This window comes from Okeania sp. SIO2C2 (genome assembly GCF_010692625.1).
Lineage (GTDB): Bacteria > Cyanobacteriota > Cyanobacteriia > Cyanobacteriales > Microcoleaceae > Okeania > Okeania hirsuta.
In genome coordinates this window covers 175614-192885 of sequence record NZ_JAAHGM010000003.1, presented here as the reverse complement: position 1 = coordinate 192885, position 17272 = coordinate 175614, and the positions used below count along the sequence as shown (strand labels likewise).

Genomic DNA, 17272 nt, shown 5'->3' with positions numbered 1-17272 from the left:
AGTCCTTATCTGGGTAAAAAAATATCTCAGGTAAATTTACGTCGTCAATATGGGGTAGAAGTTCAAGCAATTCGACGAGAAGGGAAATTTATCCGATGACCTCAAGGAAATACTAAGTTACAAGTGGGCGATCGGTTGTTGATATGTGGTGGTTTCCATGAACTAAGTCAAGTAAGGCAACTGAAAATTCCCCAGACTCAGAAATATCCTAAAAAACAGAAGTTAACTACAGCAGTTAGTGAAACTACAGAAATTTAGCAATAGTTATTTGCCATATTTGACTTTGCCACAAATTTTGTAATTACATCATTTTGGAATTTTCTATTTTTGATTACAGCAGTTTCAAACTTTCCGGAGGTAAAAAATTTATTCTGGAAAGTAGTGGTTCAGGGAGTAGGAAGTAGGAAGTAGGAAAGAGGGATTAATGTTGAACTTTACCTCACCATCTTAAAAAGTGCTGTAACTTAAAATAAAAAGGTAGAAGAAATTTGATGAAAAAATTAGGATTAGTAGTTCAGGGAGTAGGGAGTAGGGAGTAGGAAAGAGAGATTAATGTTGAACTTTACCTCACCATCTTAAAAAGTGCTGTAACTTAAAATAAAAAGGTAGAAGAACTTTGATGAAAAAATTAGGATTAGTTTTTTGGTTTGAGATAAACAATAGCTTGTCGCCAAATTAGAATTGGTAAATCATACTGGTCTAAGAGACAAATACAATTTGGGTCTTGCCAGAAAACTTTTCCCACATGGAGGTCGTTGGTAATTAGTTTTAGCTCTACTTCTTTCTTATCTGTGATATAAGTTTGAATCTGGCGAACACTGGGTAAACTGGTATCAAAGTCAGACATAATAATTATTCAATATATTTCCCGCGTCAAATTTTTATTTAAAAGTAAATTTCAACTTAATTGCTGGAGCATTATAATGACAGTATCATTCACCAAGTATCATGGTCTAGGCAACGATTTTATTTTGATTGATAATCGCCACCTCCCGCAACCTATAGTAACACCAGAACAGGCGATAAAATTGTGCGATCGCAATTTTGGTATTGGTGCAGATGGTGTAATTTTTGCCCTGCCTGGAGAGGGGCAAGTAGATTATACCATGCGGATTTTCAATTCTGATGGTTCTGAGCCAGAAATGTGTGGTAATGGAATTAGATGTTTGGCCAAGTTTATAGCAGAATTAGAAAATAATAACAAGACTAAATATAATATCCATACTGGGGCAGGTCTGATAGTTCCCGAATTACGAGCAGATGGTCAAATTACAGTTGATATGGGACAGCCAAAACTATTGGCATCGGAAATACCTACAACTCTAGGTAATGCTGATGAGAAAATTGTCAATCAAACTTTAGAAGTGACAGGAAAATCTTGGTCTGTTACCTGTGTCAATATGGGGAACCCACACTGTATAACTTTTGTAGAGAATGTTGCTGATATAGCTCTAGAAATAGTCGGTCCTCAATTTGAGCATCACTCAGTATTTCCAGAACGCACGAATACGGAATTTATTCAAGTTATTCGGCAAAATTATGTGAAAATGCGAGTATGGGAAAGAGGTGCTGGTGCAACATTAGCTTGTGGTACGGGTGCCTGTGCGTCAGTAGTGGCAGGGGTTTTAACTCAAAGAAGCGATAACAAAGTTACAGTTGAACTACCTGGAGGTTGCTTGGAGATTGAATGGTCAACCACAGACCAAAAAGTTTATATGACTGGACTAGCAGAAAAAGTATTTACAGGAGTCATTAATGAATCAATAATGAATTCATAAAAATGTAGATATTGGCAATTGTTGAAAATTAATTTTTTGACAATTTAAAAATTAGTTTTATATAGCAAGGAAGGAGTTGGTGTTTGACTTATGTTGATGATGAACCGTAAGACAGAGAAATACTTTTCCCACTCTTGACAGATGAGCTGTTACGTGTTTCCTATTATAGCACTAGAAGGAAAGGTGAGGACAGATCGACAGCTCAAAACTCAGGCAGGGTAATTTTTACTTCTTCCTTCTTTTTTCTTCTTTTTTCCTCTTTTTTCCTTCTGGTATAAATATCAAAATTTACATTTTCAAGACAGTTATAAAGAAAAATTAGATAGTATAAAAAAATCAACTGTGCTATTTTCAATACTTAAAATAACTTTTAATGTTTATTGAAAAGTTATTTTAATTTTGACTGGGAATTTTGACTTAAAAATAGAGGTATATTCATGGGCGGAGGTATTTACTTAATTCGTGACAACGATCAACTTGTGGAAATGACAGAACAAGCTTATGAGTCTGAAGATCAACTACAAGAATTTATAGAAACTTATCCTAATTTACTTGCAGGAGATGATATAGACAGAGCTACTCCCAGAAGATGGTTATTAATATCACGGGAAATAGCAATATCAACAGAGGAAGATATCACACAACAATGGGCGTTATCTCATTTATTTCTTGACCAAGAAGCCATTCCGACATTAGTAATAGTTAAAGGTACTGACAAAGCAGAAATTCGTCAAAAAGTAGTAGGTCAAATGATTGATTATGCTGCTAATGTAGGGGTTTATTGGCCTCTAGAGTCAATTATTGCTCAGTTTGAAGTCAACTGTCGGGAACATGGTCGCGATCCAGAACAAGTATTTGAAAAATTTCTGGGTTTAGATGCTGACGAAGAAAAGTTTTGGCAAAAAGTTAAAACCAATTTACAAGCAAATAAAATTCGTTTAGTATTTGTGGCAGATAATATTCCGGCAGAACTACGGAGAGTAGTAGAGTTTCTGAACGAGCAGATAGACCCAGTAGAAGTTTTGGCTTTAGAAATTAAACAGTATGTTAGTCAAGAGGGTTTAAGAACTTTAGTTCCAAGAGTAATTGGTCAAACAACTGAAGCACAACTGAAAAAATCAAGCACAACCCGTGAAAGAAGAAGGTGGGACGAAGTATCTTTCTTTCAAGAATTTCAAACTAGATGGGGTGCTGATGAGGCAGCAATACTCAGAAAAATTCATGAATGGGCAAAAAAACAAGAACCCATAGCCTCAATTCAATGGGGGACAGGAGATGTTTATGGTGGTTTTACTACAATAGTTAATCAACCTGGAAAAAAGAGTCTAGAGTTATTTAGTATTGATATTTCAGGTCATCTAGAAATTTACTCGAATAAATATAGTGGTCAACCTCCATTTAATAACAACACTAAATGGTTGGAATTAAGAGCTAAACTTAGTTCGATCGGTCTAGCTCTACCAGAAAATTTAGAAGAATTTAGAGCGCCTAGTCTACGTTTATCCACATTACAAGATGATGCAGCATTACAACAAGTAATAGAAACTTTTCATTGGATTATTGAAGAAGTTAATCAAGGTTGAATTGTTAACAATTAATAATTAATAATTAATAATTACTTCTTCTTTAATATAAGGATTGTTTAAAAGGAAATTTTTTGATTTTTTTATACCTGTAGGACGACAGGTAGTAGTCCAGCTAAGGAGAGGCTTTAAACCTTGATTTAACGGTAATTTAAAGGTTATTTAGATTAGGATGATAGGGTGGCGATCGCTTCAAAGATATTTAGAAATAATGGTAAATAGGGATGAATAATTTCTAGCAAGGGAGCAAGATGTTTCTATCAGGAAACATAACTAAAATAATAAAAATTCCCTATCATTAAAATGCAGCACCACCTAGAAATTTGTTTTGTTATTAGGTGTTAAAGAAAAGTCAATAATTTCAATTTGGATAGATAGAGAGTCAAAATTATTAGAAAGTCTTCTGGGCGATAATCAAGAAAATTATCATAATTTCATCAATCTACAGAAGTTAAATAAAGAGTGGAATGAAAAATTGGGTAGGGTAATTTATGGGTAACTTTACTCAATGATACCTCTATTCTCTTGAATATGATTGACTTATCTGAAACTTGGAGATACTATTAGCTTCGATACTTTCTATTTCAAGAGAAATATCCTAACAATCCTAGAACTTAACAACTAATATACTCCTAATGTCAAGTTTCAAAAGACTAATGAGTTCGTTGCTTAAGATTATCTTTTTAGCTATGTTTGGAATGCTATTGATTTTGGGAAACCCAAACTATTCTCAAACTCAATTAGCTACAGCATCAACACTTACTGATACCCCTTTAACTACAGAGAATTCTATCATTTTAGATCCAAATACTACTTACAAAGTGGATCGGACACCTGAACAGGTAGATGTAAATGATCTGTGCTATGGGAAAACTGCTCAAGTAAAGTTTAGTTTCAAAGACTCTGAGTTTGAAAAAGATTTGTTTGAGGAAACTTACCCAATACAGGATAATTGGGACTTATTCTTTAGCACCCCTGATACTAATATTAGTGCAGGACTTCTTTTCAAAGACTTGACAGAATGTGATCTTGAACCTGAACCTGCTCCACTAGAATTACTATCTGGATACAAGAAGAAGGATCAAGCAGACAATTTAAAAAACAATGCACATTTTGTTGTGGCTAAAGATTACTATGCTTATGATCAAAAAAGAGAAGAATATAAAAAATTAGGCAGTTTAACAGCGATAGGAGGAACAGAGTTTCCTGTTTTGCGAGGTTCAGCTATTGGTCAACTTATCATTAAACCTAATTCTATTCGTGCCCCTCACTGGCACTTAAAATATACTGAAACTGGTTACTGTTATGGAGGTCTAGGACAAGTTGGAATTATTGTTCCTGGTAATACTCTACCTAAAGGTGGAAAAAAAAGGGGATTTTTTAGCGAACCAAGAGTAGAAGAATTTTTCGTCAAACCAGGAGAAATTTTCCATTTCCCTGAAGCGAGTCAACATTATTTGCGTAATGTAGGAACTGAACCTTTTGAATGTGTCCTTTTCTTTGGAGAAGGACAAGCTCTCACAGAAGATAAATTGCTAACTATTACGTTACAAAATGTTGTTGGTGGGACACCGCTAGGGGTTCTTGGTCCTATTCTTGTTACTGATGATAAAGAAAGTGAGCCTGTATATTATACAGCGCAAAGAGTTTCAGAAGCTCCTGAGCAAACCTATAGTTCAGTAGATCAAGGTCCTGAGATTGTCCAGGTTGTTGAAGCTTGTAGTGGAGAAGCTCCTGATGTATCAAATCCTGGTTGTCCCCCTATGTCTGAGATTAAGAAGAAAATAGGTTCCCGTTTCTCAGTTTACTCTACACTAAAACCCTAGAAGAAAAAAGCTTAGGCAGATAAGCAAGCAACTATTACTGGTATCGTTGATTTAACAAGGAGAGAATTGAGTATATAGCGTTTCTCAGACCTACGAGGGAGTAGCAGCTATTAAATTTAAGCGATCGCGCTGAACATGGGATGTTTTTGGTATACCTCACAAGTTTGAGAAACACTATATTAATTGAAGATTAGGGTCAGAATTAACTTTTTTTGCAGTCTCTCTTGACTAATGTAGGGACATTCCATGGAACGTCCCTAAAGTCTTTTGGTTGTGAATATATGGTTGATCAATCTGAACAGCGCTGTATTTCTTTAGTCATAAATAAGGTTATTGTAGGAAAAATAAATGTTAAGGGATTTAGTTAGCAAACCCCTACAGTAAATTTATGTTTGATTTTATCTACCTATTTGTTTTTCGAGTTTTCTTGGTATGGAAAGTTCTCAAATAGAAAAGGTATTATCAGAATTAATTTCCCGAGATTTAGTCAAAAAAGAAGAAAACTTAAAGTTAACAGCAGCAGGTTTGAATGTTTTAGCACAACAAACAATTTTAGCTCCTATTTCTGAAACTCAGACTTTTTATCTAGACGCTCTAAATGGAAAATTAACCAACTCCTTTTCTCTGAAAATTTTTGACAGTAAAATTCATAAAAATAGTGCGATAAATAAAATTATCAAAAAACCAAGGAAAGGTCATATAGAGGATTTAGTTGATTACTACCAAGATATTGAAAAACTTTTACAAAATTCCGATCCCAATAATCCTAATCCCATAGAATTAGTACAAGTTAATAACATAGAAAAAGTATATCCTGAATGGCATGAAGTTTTGCTGGTTTTGTATAAAAGTAATCCTAGCGATCGCGAAATTGAATATGAGATTTTTTCTAGAGGTTTTATTCAACCAGAATATCGGAAGACTATAGAAAAATTGTATGCTGAAGGAAAAAAAATACTTGAGCCAATTTTTCAATAAATGGAAGAAGAGAAACCACCTCAAGATTCGGTCAACAAAGTTATTCCTAATATTCAAGATGATGATATTCAAACTGTAGAAAAGTTAACTACAAAAATTGACTCTATTGATTACCCTGATAATTTTGTAGAAACTAAAAATAATTCAGTCAAACAAGAAAAACAAAAGCTTCAGAAAGAACTCAAGCAAGTTCAAAATAAAACTAGAATTTCAGAGGTAGTTCATACTTATCAAATTCGTGAATATTTACTTAAAGCTTTAACAGAAGCAAAAAATAGATTAATGATAGTTTCACCTTGGATTAAAGTAAATCTAGTAGACGAAGAATTTTTATCAAATTTAGAAGCTACCCTCAGACGAAAAGTAAAAGTTTATATAATCTATGGAATTAAAGGCTCAAATTCTCAAAATGATGATAAAGTCTATTAAACAATTAGAGAATTTAAAGGCAAATTACAAAAATCTCCTCTTTGACAAAACTGAAAATAGTCATCGTAAACAAATTATTTGTGATGATAAATTTGCCATCGTAACCAGGTTTAACTTTTTATCATTTAGAGCAGACCCCAATTTAACATATAGAGATGAACTAGGAGTCATTATTAGAGATAAACAAACTATTGAAGATTTATTTAACAGTGGGATTAATTTAATTAGTTAAAATCACAAATTTATTGATTTACAGCGGATTTCCAGATAGGGTTTGGTACAGCTATCATAGGCAAGATGTCTGTGCTACAAAGGTTTTATAATTAATATTTGTACTTCATATACTTGGAATATGCTGTAGCAATCTTAAATAGGTTGTAACATTTTGTCCTAGGGGTTTGGTTACCAAATCCGATTTTAGCTTGGGTTTGGAGATCAAACCCCTACAGTTTTTCTCACAAATCTTGCACGGATTAGTATGTATGTACTATAAATCTCCACAAATACCAAATAAATCAACTTTTTCTTCAACCTTTGTAGGGATGTTCAATGGAACATCCCTACGTTATTTTTCACCAGATATCTGTTAACTATCTATTAGCTTTTCCTTATGGAATAGTCCGCAAACAGCATTTAGCTATCAGCTAAAAATCCAGGAGTTTAGGTCTCTCACCCCACTAATTTTTCAAATATAGTGGTGCGTGTTAATAGGAGTTTTAATCCTTTATTATAAACCTTGAGAAGCTGATAGCTAATAGCTGAACGCTGACCGCTATTTCAATTACTAGCTTTCTGAATTGAAGGACTTGATTGAGCTAAATATAATCCTAATAATACGATAGAAAATCCTATCCAACTAATTATAGTAAGTTGTTCCGAGAATAATCCCCAAGCAATTAAAGCAGTAATTACAGGTTCCAATAAAAAGCATAAAGCAACAAAACCAGAGGAAAAAGTTTTGAGACTATAAGTAACAAACCCATGACCTAAAACTTGGGCAATTACTGCTAAACCAATAATTGATAACCATCCTTCCCAAGAAAAAGGTAAAATATGATCTTCCGTGAATAAAGCAATAGGAAGAGTAAATAAACTACCACTTATACAAGTCCATAATAAGATAGTTGTTGCAGAAAATTTGGAGCGAAGTTTTTCAATTAATAAGTAGTAAGCACCAAATAAAATTGCAGATGCAAATGCTGCTAAGTCGCCAGTAAAATGTTCTAAATCTACTTGTATATCATTTGCTCCAATGGTAATTGCTCCTACTATAGCTATTCCCATTCCTATTAAAAATCTACGGTCAAAACGAAGACTTAAAAATATCCATCCTCCCAGAGCAGTAAAGATGGGAATCATATTATGAAGTATTGTTGAATTCGCCACATTAGTTTGGGTTAAAGACCATGCCCAAAGAAGTAAACTAGGAGCAAAAGTAAAACCACCAGCTAATAACAAAATCCACTCACTAAATGTATAAGTTGAATATTGTTCATTTTTATTAGTTGATGATTGATTTTTTTGAGCTTGGAAATTACTCCAAAAACACAAGACAAAACCAGAGATAATAAAACGATCTAATACTGTGCTAGCAGGTCCTAATTCTCGTTCGCTTAATCGAATAAAAATTGCGGCTAAGGATACAGCTAATAATCCTATTAATAATGCTATTAAAGAGAAAGTTGTAGATTTTTTTGCTGAATTTTGGGGTAGTAATTCCAGTTGACTTGTCATGTTAAATTTACCTTTAAATTTTGTATAAGCCAGAAAAAAAACTTACATATTAGTCCTATTTTGTAGAGACACTAAAAAGGTTTTAGTTCTTTAGTCATTTTAAATGTTTAGCTATGAAAATCAAATAGGACTTAAGAATCTGTGATGCACCCTATAACTATAAGTTTAAAATTCCTTTGCTCTGCAACGCTGATGTGTTAGATAGAAATTACAGAAAAATCTTATTTTGCATAAGCCTTCTTAAAACAACCTATAATTCAAGATTTTTTTTGATATATGAATTTTCAAAAACAATTCCCATAGCAAGGAATGTGAAAAAAATCAAAAAAAATTACTGATTTATCAAAATAATTTGGTCTAAAACCCTGCCTTTTAAGGCGAAATTTTTTTTAGAAGGTTGATCACAATCCCCCTTACAAAAATAACTTCTGGACTTTACCAATCTGATAGCTCCCATATCTGACTTCTGACTTCGTTAACGAAGGCTTACTAATGCCTAGAATCTATCGACAAAAAATTGCTGCAACAATTCTAAATAAATTAGAAATATATAAATAATTATACAGCATGGTTTTAACAAAATCAATTTTTTTGATGATGAAGGATAAAATTTGAAAAAGTAATGATCATGAAGCGAATATTTATGTATTTTTGCAAAAATCAATCAAAAATTGCTAAATATTGCTAAATATAGTGTATGTATAATACTTTTTGCAAAAGACTGAAACAGTTATCTATTAAAGTATTCTCAGTTAATAGAAACGGTATTTAGAATTGTAGAAAAAAACTTTTTTTACTTGACAAAAGATACAAATAAAGATATGTTCTCTAGCCAAATTCTCAATTGTTAGGTAGCAACATGACTCCAGAAAATGGCCAGTTAAATAAATTAGTAATTATTGCTAAATTTTTTCAATTTAACCAGCTCAAAACTAACTTTCGCACAGAGACAGTAGCAGGAATAACTACCTTTGTGACAATGGCATATATTTTAGTAGTAAATCCTGACATATTATCTAAAGCAATTTTTTTGCAGAGCTCCGGCGATTTATTTGGAGAATTAGTAATTGCTACAGCAATATCAGCAGCATTAGCTACTCTAATTATGGGAATATACGGTAATTATCCATTTGCCTTAGCACCAGGCATGGGGTTAAACGCTTATTTTGCTTTTTCAGTAGTGTTGAAGTTAGGAATTTCTTGGCAAATTGCCTTGGCGGCTGTGTTGATAGAAGGCTTAATTTTTATTTGTTTAACTATTAGTAAAATTCGCAATCAAATAGTTAATGCTATTCCTGAATGTATTAAACAAGCTACAACAGTTGGTATTGGCTTATTTATTGCTTATATAGCTCTAATAAACACCAAAATTATTGTCTATGATGAAACTACAACTACAACTTTAGGGAATCTAAATCAACCAGAAACATTAGTAGCCATCGCTGGAATTATTATTACTTCTGGATTCATAGCTCGCAGGATTACTGGAGCATTATTATGGGGAATTTTAGCAACTGCATTACTAAGTTGGATATTAGGAATTTCACCTTTACCTCAAGGAATTGCTAGCTTTCCTCAGTTGCCAAAACACTTATTTGGTCAAGCATTTATTGGTTTAGAAAGCATAATAAAAACTAACATCTGGGAGCTAATCACCATGATTTTTGTTTTAATATTTGTAGATTTATTTGACACAGTAGGAACTTTAACAGGATTAGGAATAAAAACAGGTTATTTTAATCAAACAGGAAAATCATTTAACTTAAACAAAGCATTTATGGCAGATGCCGTCGGCACAACATTTGGAGCAGTAATGGGTACTTCCACAGTCACAACTTATATTGAATCTGCTTCAGGCATTTCCGAAGGAGGACGCAGTGGATTCACAGCAGTTATTACGGCAATTTTATTCATTTTATCTATATTTTTTATTCCCCTATTATCAGCAATCCCTTCCTTTGCAACTGCACCAGCATTATTAATTGTAGGAGTATTAATGATGAGTAGTGTTCGTAATATTAATTGGGAAGATCCAGCCGAATCTATTTCAGCATTTCTAACAATTATAATCATGCCTTTAAGTTACTCAATTGCTCATGGATTAGCTATAGGTTTAATTATTTATCCTCTCCTCAAAACATTCCAAGGAAAAGTACATGAAACCACTTTTACTATGTGGCTATTAGCAATCATATTTATCTTAAAGTTTGTACTCGTCGGAAAATAATTAGGGTTTGCCGAAAAAGTCTTTTAGTAGGGGTAGGAGATAGGATAAATGGGAATGAGCGAGGAGGTAGGATTCAACAATTAATAATTAATAATTAATAATTAATAATTAATTATTAATTATTAGGGTTTGCGTATGGAAAGTCTTTTTGCTCTTTGTAGGCAGTAGGCAGTAGTTAGGACGTAGAATAAATGGGAATTACAGAGTCAGTGGCCAAAACAATAGTAAGAGTGATTTTTCTGTTATAGCTACCCAACAATGCTCACTTTTGTAACAATCGCTTGCTGAAAAGCTCATACTTTTTCCAGACATAAATTGCCTAAAACTAATATCTGTCAATGCTTTTAGATTTAATCAGCAAGCCCTAATTAATTATTAATAATTACCTCTCCTTGAAAACGGAATTGATTGACTCAAAGGAAAAATTTTTCTTGTTTCTCCTGGAAAGGAGAGGATTTTTACCTTAATTATTCGGTAACAATTGTCAGAATGATTTTTCTGCCCAACTATGAGCCTAAAATACGCTCTGTGCATGAGCATAAAGAGCTGAAGATTTTGCACTTTTTAAAGGCCCCAAAAAGGCACTTGTCTTTATATGTCAATGCTTTTAGATTTAATCAGCAAGCCCTAATTATGTAAGCATTCAGCAGTCAGCTATTAGCTATCAGCTATTAATTTTGAGGAAGATAAAAGCAACCTTTGAAATTGAGTTTGAATAAAAGTTACTGGCAAAGTCCCCAGACTAAACCTTAGAAGTAATTATACCATTTCTCAAAAACTTTTCTACATTTTGTTGAGCAGGGGAGTAGGGGAGTGGGGGAGTAGGGGAGAAGTAAAAAGCAAGAATAATTAACATTATAACTTCGGAAACTGTTGTAATTTTTAATAAATATTTTTGTTAGTCTATAAATTATGATTTAAGATATAGAGGAGATTATATAGCAATCAGGAATCAGATGTGAGAATTGAGGTGTTCCTTTAAAGCATAGAATATAGCAGTTATCTCAATTCTTATGTATTCGTTTCTTCCCTATTCCCTATTCCCTATTCCCTAATTGTAAATATTTTGCGACTTCCTAAACTCAGGAATTTACCGAAAAATTTACTTAAACCTCTTGTGGCTATTATGCTACATTTGTTAAACTAAACTTAAGGTAAAAATTACAGTAGATTAAAGAAGTGGTAGTTAAGCCGAACTGGTTACGAGTAAAAGCCCCTCAATGGCAAAGAGTTGGTAATGTCAAGGAAATTTTGCGAGACTTGAATCTCAATACGGTCTGCGAAGAGGCTTCCTGTCCAAATATAGGTGAGTGTTTTAATGCTGGTACAGCAACTTTCCTAATTATGGGACCTGCTTGTACCCGTGCTTGTCCCTACTGCGATATAGATTTTGAGAAAAAGCCTCAGCCTTTAGACCCCACTGAACCAGAGCGACTTGCAGAAGCAGTAAAAAGATTAAAGCTCAATCATGTAGTTATTACCTCTGTTAATAGAGATGACTTGAAAGATGGGGGCGCTACTCAATTTGCCAAATGTATTTCCCAAGTTAGAGAAACTTCACCTCAAACAAGTATAGAAGTCCTAATACCAGACTTGTGTGGTAATTGGCAAGGTCTGGAAATAATTCTTCAAACAAAGCCAGAAGTACTTAATCATAATACTGAAACTGTTAAGCGACTGTATCGTAGAGTTCGCCCTCAAGGTGACTATCATCGTACATTAGAACTCTTCAGGCGATCGCGAGAATTTGCCCCAGAAGTATACACAAAATCTGGTATTATGGTGGGTCTGGGAGAAACTGAAGCAGAAGTCCAAACAGTAATGGAGGACTTACGGAGTGTTGACTGCGACATTTTAACTATTGGACAATACTTGCAACCAAGTCCCAAACACCTACCAGTATCTAGTTTTGTCAAGCCAGAACAGTTTGATCGATGGAGAGAAATAGGCTATTCATTGGGTTTTTTACAAGTTGTTGCTTCCCCCTTGACTCGTAGCTCATATCATGCTGAACAGGTAAAAGAATTAATGAAAAATCATCCAAAGGCTAAAAGTAAGGAGTAGACTTTAGATTTTGCCTCATTTTTGCTATTCAGGAAAGCTATAATCACTTCTAAAGTACATCACCCATCACCCCTGATAGCAAAAATGATCACTGCTAAAATGTGATACCGATCACCTATTATTGTGTCTGAACTAACTTAATAGCTAGAAATTGATTAGTAACTATATTGAGTACACTACACATAAATTAAGTTACAAGCTTTATAAAAATTAAGCTGAGTCAAGAGTAAAGTGTAACCAGCAAAAAATCAAAATAACGATCTATAAGAATTTAACTTCCAAAGTCAGAAACTTCCCGAAGTGATCGGAAACAACCAGTAATAGTGATGAACATTAATATAACTTCTGACTATAGTCACCTTTCTATAGCAGAAGTCTCCGTATACTAAAAATCAAGCCTAGAAAAGTTACCTGGAGCAAAAACACACAGGCAAATGTACTCTTAAGGTCATCGCTAATATATTTAACGTAATATTTAATATAAGCGATTGCCTAAGTTCATTCAGTCTATAATTGTCAATACTCATCAGGAAACAAAATCTAGAGCAAATGCCAATATTCCTCAGAATAAGGCATTTTATCCATAGACTGTCCACTAAGTACAGCCTTTTGTCACTTGGAGCAACTGAGATGATCGCTATGTCAGCTACTTATCGTTACACTGAAGAATCTGAAGAAAAACTGCAAGACAATAATTTACAGACTAATATTTCTGAAGATATAGAGCAAATCATTGATAAACCAGAAACCAATGAATTAGAAATGGAAGATGGAGAAACAGAGAATGCTCAAAAAAGCACTAATCGTAGCACAACTGATTTAGTACGTTTGTATCTCCAAGAAATTGGTCGAGTTGACTTACTAGAAAGAGATCAAGAAGTCTCTGAAGCTCAAAAAGTCAAGCGCTATGTAGAGTTATGGGAGTTACTCAATGAATCAGCTAAAGAAGAAGAAGGCGTAATTCAGTTTTATGTTCAGTTGATTGAGATTCGTAATCGTCTGACAGCTCAGTTAGGACATAGGCCATCTTTAGAACGGTGGGCAAAAGCAGCAGATATACCTGTAGTAGAACTAAAACCTGCTCTGACTGCCGGAAAACTTCGTTGGGCAGAATTAGCAGGTTTAACTGTCAAAGAACTGGAGCAAGCTCAAAGTGATGGTATTAAAGCAAAAGACCACATGATTAATGCTAACTTGCGTTTAGTAGTGTCAGTAGCGAAAAAGTACCAGAATCGTGGTCTAGAGCTTTTAGATTTAATCCAAGAAGGAACTTTGGGTTTAGAAAGGGCAGTTGAAAAATTTGACCCAAGACGGGGGTATCGATTCAGCACTTATGCTTACTGGTGGATTCGTCAAGGAATTACAAGAGCGATCGCTACTCAAAGTCGTACAATTCGCTTACCTGTCCATATTACCGAAAAGTTAAACAAAATTAAAAAAGCACAACGAAAAATTTCTCAAGAAAAAGGACGTATAGCAAAACTTGAGGACATTGCCCAAGAACTAAAAATGACACCAGCTCAAGTAAGAGAAGTGTTACTGAAAGTTCCACGTTCAATTTCTCTGGAAACTAAAGTAGGTAGTGATAAGGATACTGAGTTAGGAGAACTCCTAGAAACTGAAGATGCTTCTCCAGAAGAAATGTTGATGCGAGAATCTTTAGTACAAGCATTAAAAGGACTACTAGAAGATTTAACTCAAAGAGAAAAGTCGGTCATTTCAATGCGTTATGGTTTAGGAGATGGTAATCCTTACTCTTTATCAGAAATTGGTCGTTCTTTGAAACTATCTCGGGAACGAGTCCGTCAAATTGAAGCAAAAGCTCTACAGAAACTGCGCCAACCCAAGCGTCGTAGTCAGGTGCAGGATTACTTAGAGTCTTTGACTTAAGTAAAGAAGAAATAAATATGATGTCCTGTTCCCCCTCTGGGGGAGCTACGCTAACGGATAAGAGCGTCAACAAAAAACTTTCTCCTTCTACTACTCTTTCTTCTTCTTTCTTCCCTCCTGACTCCTGACTCCTGACTCCTAAATAATTAAGGTTAATATCATACACGCGCTTCAGCAACACCCATAATTACTTGTATTTCAGATAAAATTGCTATATTACTCTCAGGCTCAACTTTCAGCTTTTGTCAAATAACTGTAGCATGATGGTTTGTATTTCATTGAATTTCACAATATTCTTTGCTATCACTAATTTCTCGCATTTCTTCTTGGGGCGTTGCTGATTATGGGTATGATTTGATAATTTTGTATTTGGGATTTTTTATTTTGGATGGTTTGAACTACTTGTTAATATTAACTTTTCCCTGTTCCCAGTTAAGTGTTCCCTGTTCCCTATAAACCTACTTTCATACCTTAATTCAGCAATGCCCTTCTTGGCAAAGGGTATTTTCTCGCATCAACCCAAGCTGCACCATAACCAATACGATTAGTATGATCAGCGATCCACATATAACCATCTTCACCCCAGTCAGTACCCCAAGAATTTTTCACTAACCAAGCAAGTTTTTCATCATCCCAACCAATAATAGTCACAGCATGATTAGGAGTTCCATAGGCGTTCTCGTTATATACTCCACCCTTGTAGGCATGAAAAACATCAGTCATATATACAGCAGAAACAACCGGACCATGTTTACATAAAGCTTGTTTCATCTGAGACACAGAAGGAATACCGCCGTCGTTACGCACATATTCCCAAGTTGCCGCTTTCAAGGGAGTATTACGCTGGAAACGACAGACAGCATCTGTTGCTTGATAGCGAAAAATTCTTTCTGGTAAATTACCTTGTTCAACCATAAAATTAAACACAGGTCCGTACCAACCACCTTTGCAGGTTCCCCCACCACTACAACTGAGAACGTGCTGTTGTGAACCATAATTCATCAAGTATAGAACCATCAGAGTAGTTCTTCAGATTACAGAACTGGACAAAAAATCCTTAACTGAACTGTATTGGGTTGTACTGCGTAACCTAATATAATTTTTTCAGCTCTTAGAGGCAATTTTCTGTTTGGTGTAGGGGCGATATCAAATCAGCTCGGGTTCACTATAAACAAATATTCCAACCGATACGCCATTGCCAAATCTTTCTCGATATTCCCCTCCTGGTAGCAGTAGGGGTGGGTTCCCACACTCCCCACCCTCCCCATCTCCTATCGCCTACAACCTGCTTCAAAAATCCCACATGACAGGGCGATCGTCTAAAGTATCTGTGACTATTCGTCCGATCGCATCAATTTCTGCTAGCTCATCCTCAGATAATTTAACATCTCCAGCTTTCGCATTAGCAGTAGCTTGTTCGGCATTCCTTGCTCCAACTATAGCGTTTGTCTGAGGTTGAGCAATTAACCAGGCGATCGCTAGTTGAGCGAGACTGCACTGCTTACTTTCTGCAATAGGACGCAGTTTTTCTAAAGCGGTTTGCACTCGTTCGTAGTTTTCTTTGATATAAAATAGTCTATTTTTAGCACGAATATCCCCTTCAGCAAATTTGTGGTCTGGTCCGAATTTACCTGTTAATAATCCCTGTGCTAATGAAGAATAAGCAATAATAGAAATATTATTTTCAACACAGTAAGGCATTTCTTCTTTTTCTATTTTTCGCCAGAATAAAGAATAGGGTGGTTGGGTACTATCAATCTGACCATATTGAGCTGCTTCTGCTATTTGTTCGCGAGAAAAATTAGACACACCAATTGCTCGAATTTTACCCTCTTTTTTAAGTTTATTAAGAGCATTCATTGTTTCTTCAATTGGTACAATTTCACTATTAAATGCACCAGACGGCCAGTGAATTTGATAGAGGTCAATATAATCAGTTTTCAGGTTTTTGAGGGAGCGATCGCAAGCTTCTATTACTTGGTTATATTTGAGATGATTTGGAAAAACTTTGGTCGCTAAAATTACTTGTTCTCGTACATCTGCCAATGCTTGAGCAACTATTCTTTCTGAGTAACCATCTCCATAAATTTCAGCAGTATCAATTGTGGTGATACCTGCATCAACAGCCGCTCTTATTCCTTTGATAGTTTCAGAATCTTCAATATCTGCCCATCCTCGTTTTCCAGCTTGCCATGTACCCATAATGATTGGGGTAATTTCAATTTCAGAGTTACCTAATGTTCGCTTCTCCATCATTGTCTCCTAATTATTCCGAGTCTAATTATAGCTATAACAGATTGTGCATTACAGCGCTTTTGCTGATTGATGAACCACATCGTCATAACTAACACCCTGTAGGGGCGTTAGGCGAAGCCCATGCCGTCAGGCTATATGGCCATTCGCCCATACTGTGCCGAAATGAAAACCGCTGTAAGTCAAGAACTAAATAAGTCAAGAACTAAAATTGAATTTGGGATACTATGGGTTATATATTTTATAGAGAAAATTAACTACATAATTTTACTTGTTGAGAAACTTGGTTTGACTAAATATTTTTGTATAGATATATTTTTGCCGATTGCAGTATATTTATTGATATAGAAAGACAATTTTCAAGTAATTACTGAAACTTTACAATTTCTTTAAAATAAGCCTCAGTAAATTCACGAAAGCAATTTGACTGAAAAAATAAAAAGTACCCCAAACAACTTGTAACTATAACAATAAAAAGCTAAAAAAAGTTAGGATTAATATATAAGTATT

At 34.6% G+C, this 17272-nt stretch carries 18 protein-coding genes; 13 read left to right on the top strand and 5 right to left on the bottom strand.

What is annotated here, in order from left to right; translation table 11 throughout:
- Positions 1-9 precede the first annotated feature (9 nt).
- Both F6K18_RS36380 and F6K18_RS36375 read left to right on the top strand, forming a co-directional pair.
- Positions 10-99 (top strand): hypothetical protein, encoded by a 90-nt coding sequence (locus F6K18_RS36380; RefSeq protein ID WP_353735005.1) that lies wholly within the window; start codon positions 10-12, stop codon positions 97-99.
- 24 nt (positions 100-123) lie between these two features.
- Complete coding sequence (locus F6K18_RS36375; RefSeq protein ID WP_353734993.1) at positions 124-258, top strand: hypothetical protein; 135 nt, start codon at positions 124-126, stop codon at positions 256-258.
- A 376-nt stretch (positions 259-634) separates the two neighbouring features.
- On the opposite strand, the gene F6K18_RS03030 is transcribed toward F6K18_RS36375, so the two are convergent.
- Positions 635-847, bottom strand: a complete 213-nt coding sequence (locus F6K18_RS03030; protein WP_287518525.1) for an RNA-binding protein hfq — start codon at positions 845-847, stop codon at positions 635-637.
- Between the two features lie 76 nt (positions 848-923).
- Between F6K18_RS03030 and dapF the strand changes: the two genes are divergently transcribed.
- From dapF to F6K18_RS02995, 7 genes are all read left to right on the top strand, one after another.
- Entirely contained in the window at positions 924-1778 is an 855-nt protein-coding gene (gene dapF / locus F6K18_RS03025) for a diaminopimelate epimerase (protein WP_287518524.1), read from the top strand.
- A gap of 437 nt (positions 1779-2215) precedes the next feature.
- Positions 2216-3361 (top strand): hypothetical protein, encoded by a 1146-nt coding sequence (locus F6K18_RS03020; protein WP_287518522.1) that lies wholly within the window; start codon positions 2216-2218, stop codon positions 3359-3361.
- A gap of 328 nt (positions 3362-3689) precedes the next feature.
- A complete protein-coding gene (locus F6K18_RS03015) occupies positions 3690-3860 on the top strand; it encodes a hypothetical protein (protein WP_287518520.1) in 171 nt (56 codons plus the stop codon).
- A gap of 190 nt (positions 3861-4050) precedes the next feature.
- The gene (locus F6K18_RS03010; RefSeq protein WP_287518518.1) at positions 4051-5187 is read left to right on the top strand and encodes a cupin domain-containing protein; all 1137 of its coding nucleotides are present in this window, start codon (positions 4051-4053) and stop codon (positions 5185-5187) included.
- A 432-nt stretch (positions 5188-5619) separates the two neighbouring features.
- The gene (locus tag F6K18_RS03005) at positions 5620-6165 is read left to right on the top strand and encodes a hypothetical protein (protein ID WP_287518516.1); all 546 of its coding nucleotides are present in this window, start codon (positions 5620-5622) and stop codon (positions 6163-6165) included.
- Positions 6166-6594, top strand: a complete 429-nt coding sequence (locus tag F6K18_RS03000; protein ID WP_287518513.1) for a hypothetical protein — start codon at positions 6166-6168, stop codon at positions 6592-6594.
- Positions 6575-6826 carry a hypothetical protein gene (locus F6K18_RS02995; RefSeq protein WP_287518511.1) on the top strand — a complete coding sequence of 84 codons (252 nt, stop codon included), beginning with the start codon at positions 6575-6577 and terminating at the stop codon, positions 6824-6826. The genes F6K18_RS03000 and F6K18_RS02995 overlap by 20 nt, the downstream gene beginning before the upstream one ends.
- 545 nt (positions 6827-7371) lie before the next feature.
- Here F6K18_RS02995 and F6K18_RS02990 read toward each other — a convergent pair.
- Positions 7372-8328: a DMT family transporter gene (locus tag F6K18_RS02990; RefSeq protein ID WP_287518509.1), complete on the bottom strand. Its 957-nt coding sequence runs from the start codon at positions 8326-8328 to the stop codon at positions 7372-7374.
- A gap of 859 nt (positions 8329-9187) precedes the next feature.
- Between F6K18_RS02990 and F6K18_RS02985 the strand changes: the two genes are divergently transcribed.
- From F6K18_RS02985 to sigC, 3 genes are all read left to right on the top strand, one after another.
- On the top strand, positions 9188-10555 hold the full coding sequence (locus tag F6K18_RS02985) for an NCS2 family permease (RefSeq protein WP_287518507.1): 1368 nt from the start codon (positions 9188-9190) through the stop codon (positions 10553-10555).
- 1179 nt (positions 10556-11734) lie between these two features.
- Positions 11735-12619 (top strand): lipoyl synthase, encoded by an 885-nt coding sequence (gene lipA / locus F6K18_RS02980; protein WP_287518506.1) that lies wholly within the window; start codon positions 11735-11737, stop codon positions 12617-12619.
- Positions 12620-13258: 639 nt separating this feature from the next.
- Positions 13259-14509, top strand: a complete 1251-nt coding sequence (sigC, locus tag F6K18_RS02975) for an RNA polymerase sigma factor SigC (RefSeq protein ID WP_287518753.1) — start codon at positions 13259-13261, stop codon at positions 14507-14509.
- Between the two features lie 471 nt (positions 14510-14980).
- Here the strand turns inward: sigC and F6K18_RS02970 are convergent, their stop codons facing one another.
- The 3 genes from F6K18_RS02970 to F6K18_RS02960 all read right to left on the bottom strand — a co-directional run bounded on the left by F6K18_RS02970 (position 14981) and on the right by F6K18_RS02960 (position 16762).
- On the bottom strand, positions 14981-15526 hold the full coding sequence (locus tag F6K18_RS02970; RefSeq protein WP_287518504.1) for a C1 family peptidase: 546 nt from the start codon (positions 15524-15526) through the stop codon (positions 14981-14983).
- A gap of 148 nt (positions 15527-15674) precedes the next feature.
- Positions 15675-15803 carry a hypothetical protein gene (locus F6K18_RS02965; protein WP_287518502.1) on the bottom strand — a complete coding sequence of 43 codons (129 nt, stop codon included), beginning with the start codon at positions 15801-15803 and terminating at the stop codon, positions 15675-15677.
- The gene (locus tag F6K18_RS02960) at positions 15800-16762 is read right to left on the bottom strand and encodes an aldo/keto reductase (protein WP_287518750.1); all 963 of its coding nucleotides are present in this window, start codon (positions 16760-16762) and stop codon (positions 15800-15802) included. Before F6K18_RS02960 ends, F6K18_RS02965 begins: the two co-directional genes overlap by 4 nt.
- A 138-nt stretch (positions 16763-16900) precedes the next feature.
- On the opposite strand from F6K18_RS02960, the gene F6K18_RS02955 reads away from it, so the two are divergent.
- Positions 16901-17110 (top strand): hypothetical protein, encoded by a 210-nt coding sequence (locus tag F6K18_RS02955; RefSeq protein ID WP_287518500.1) that lies wholly within the window; start codon positions 16901-16903, stop codon positions 17108-17110.
- Positions 17111-17272 lie beyond the last annotated feature (162 nt).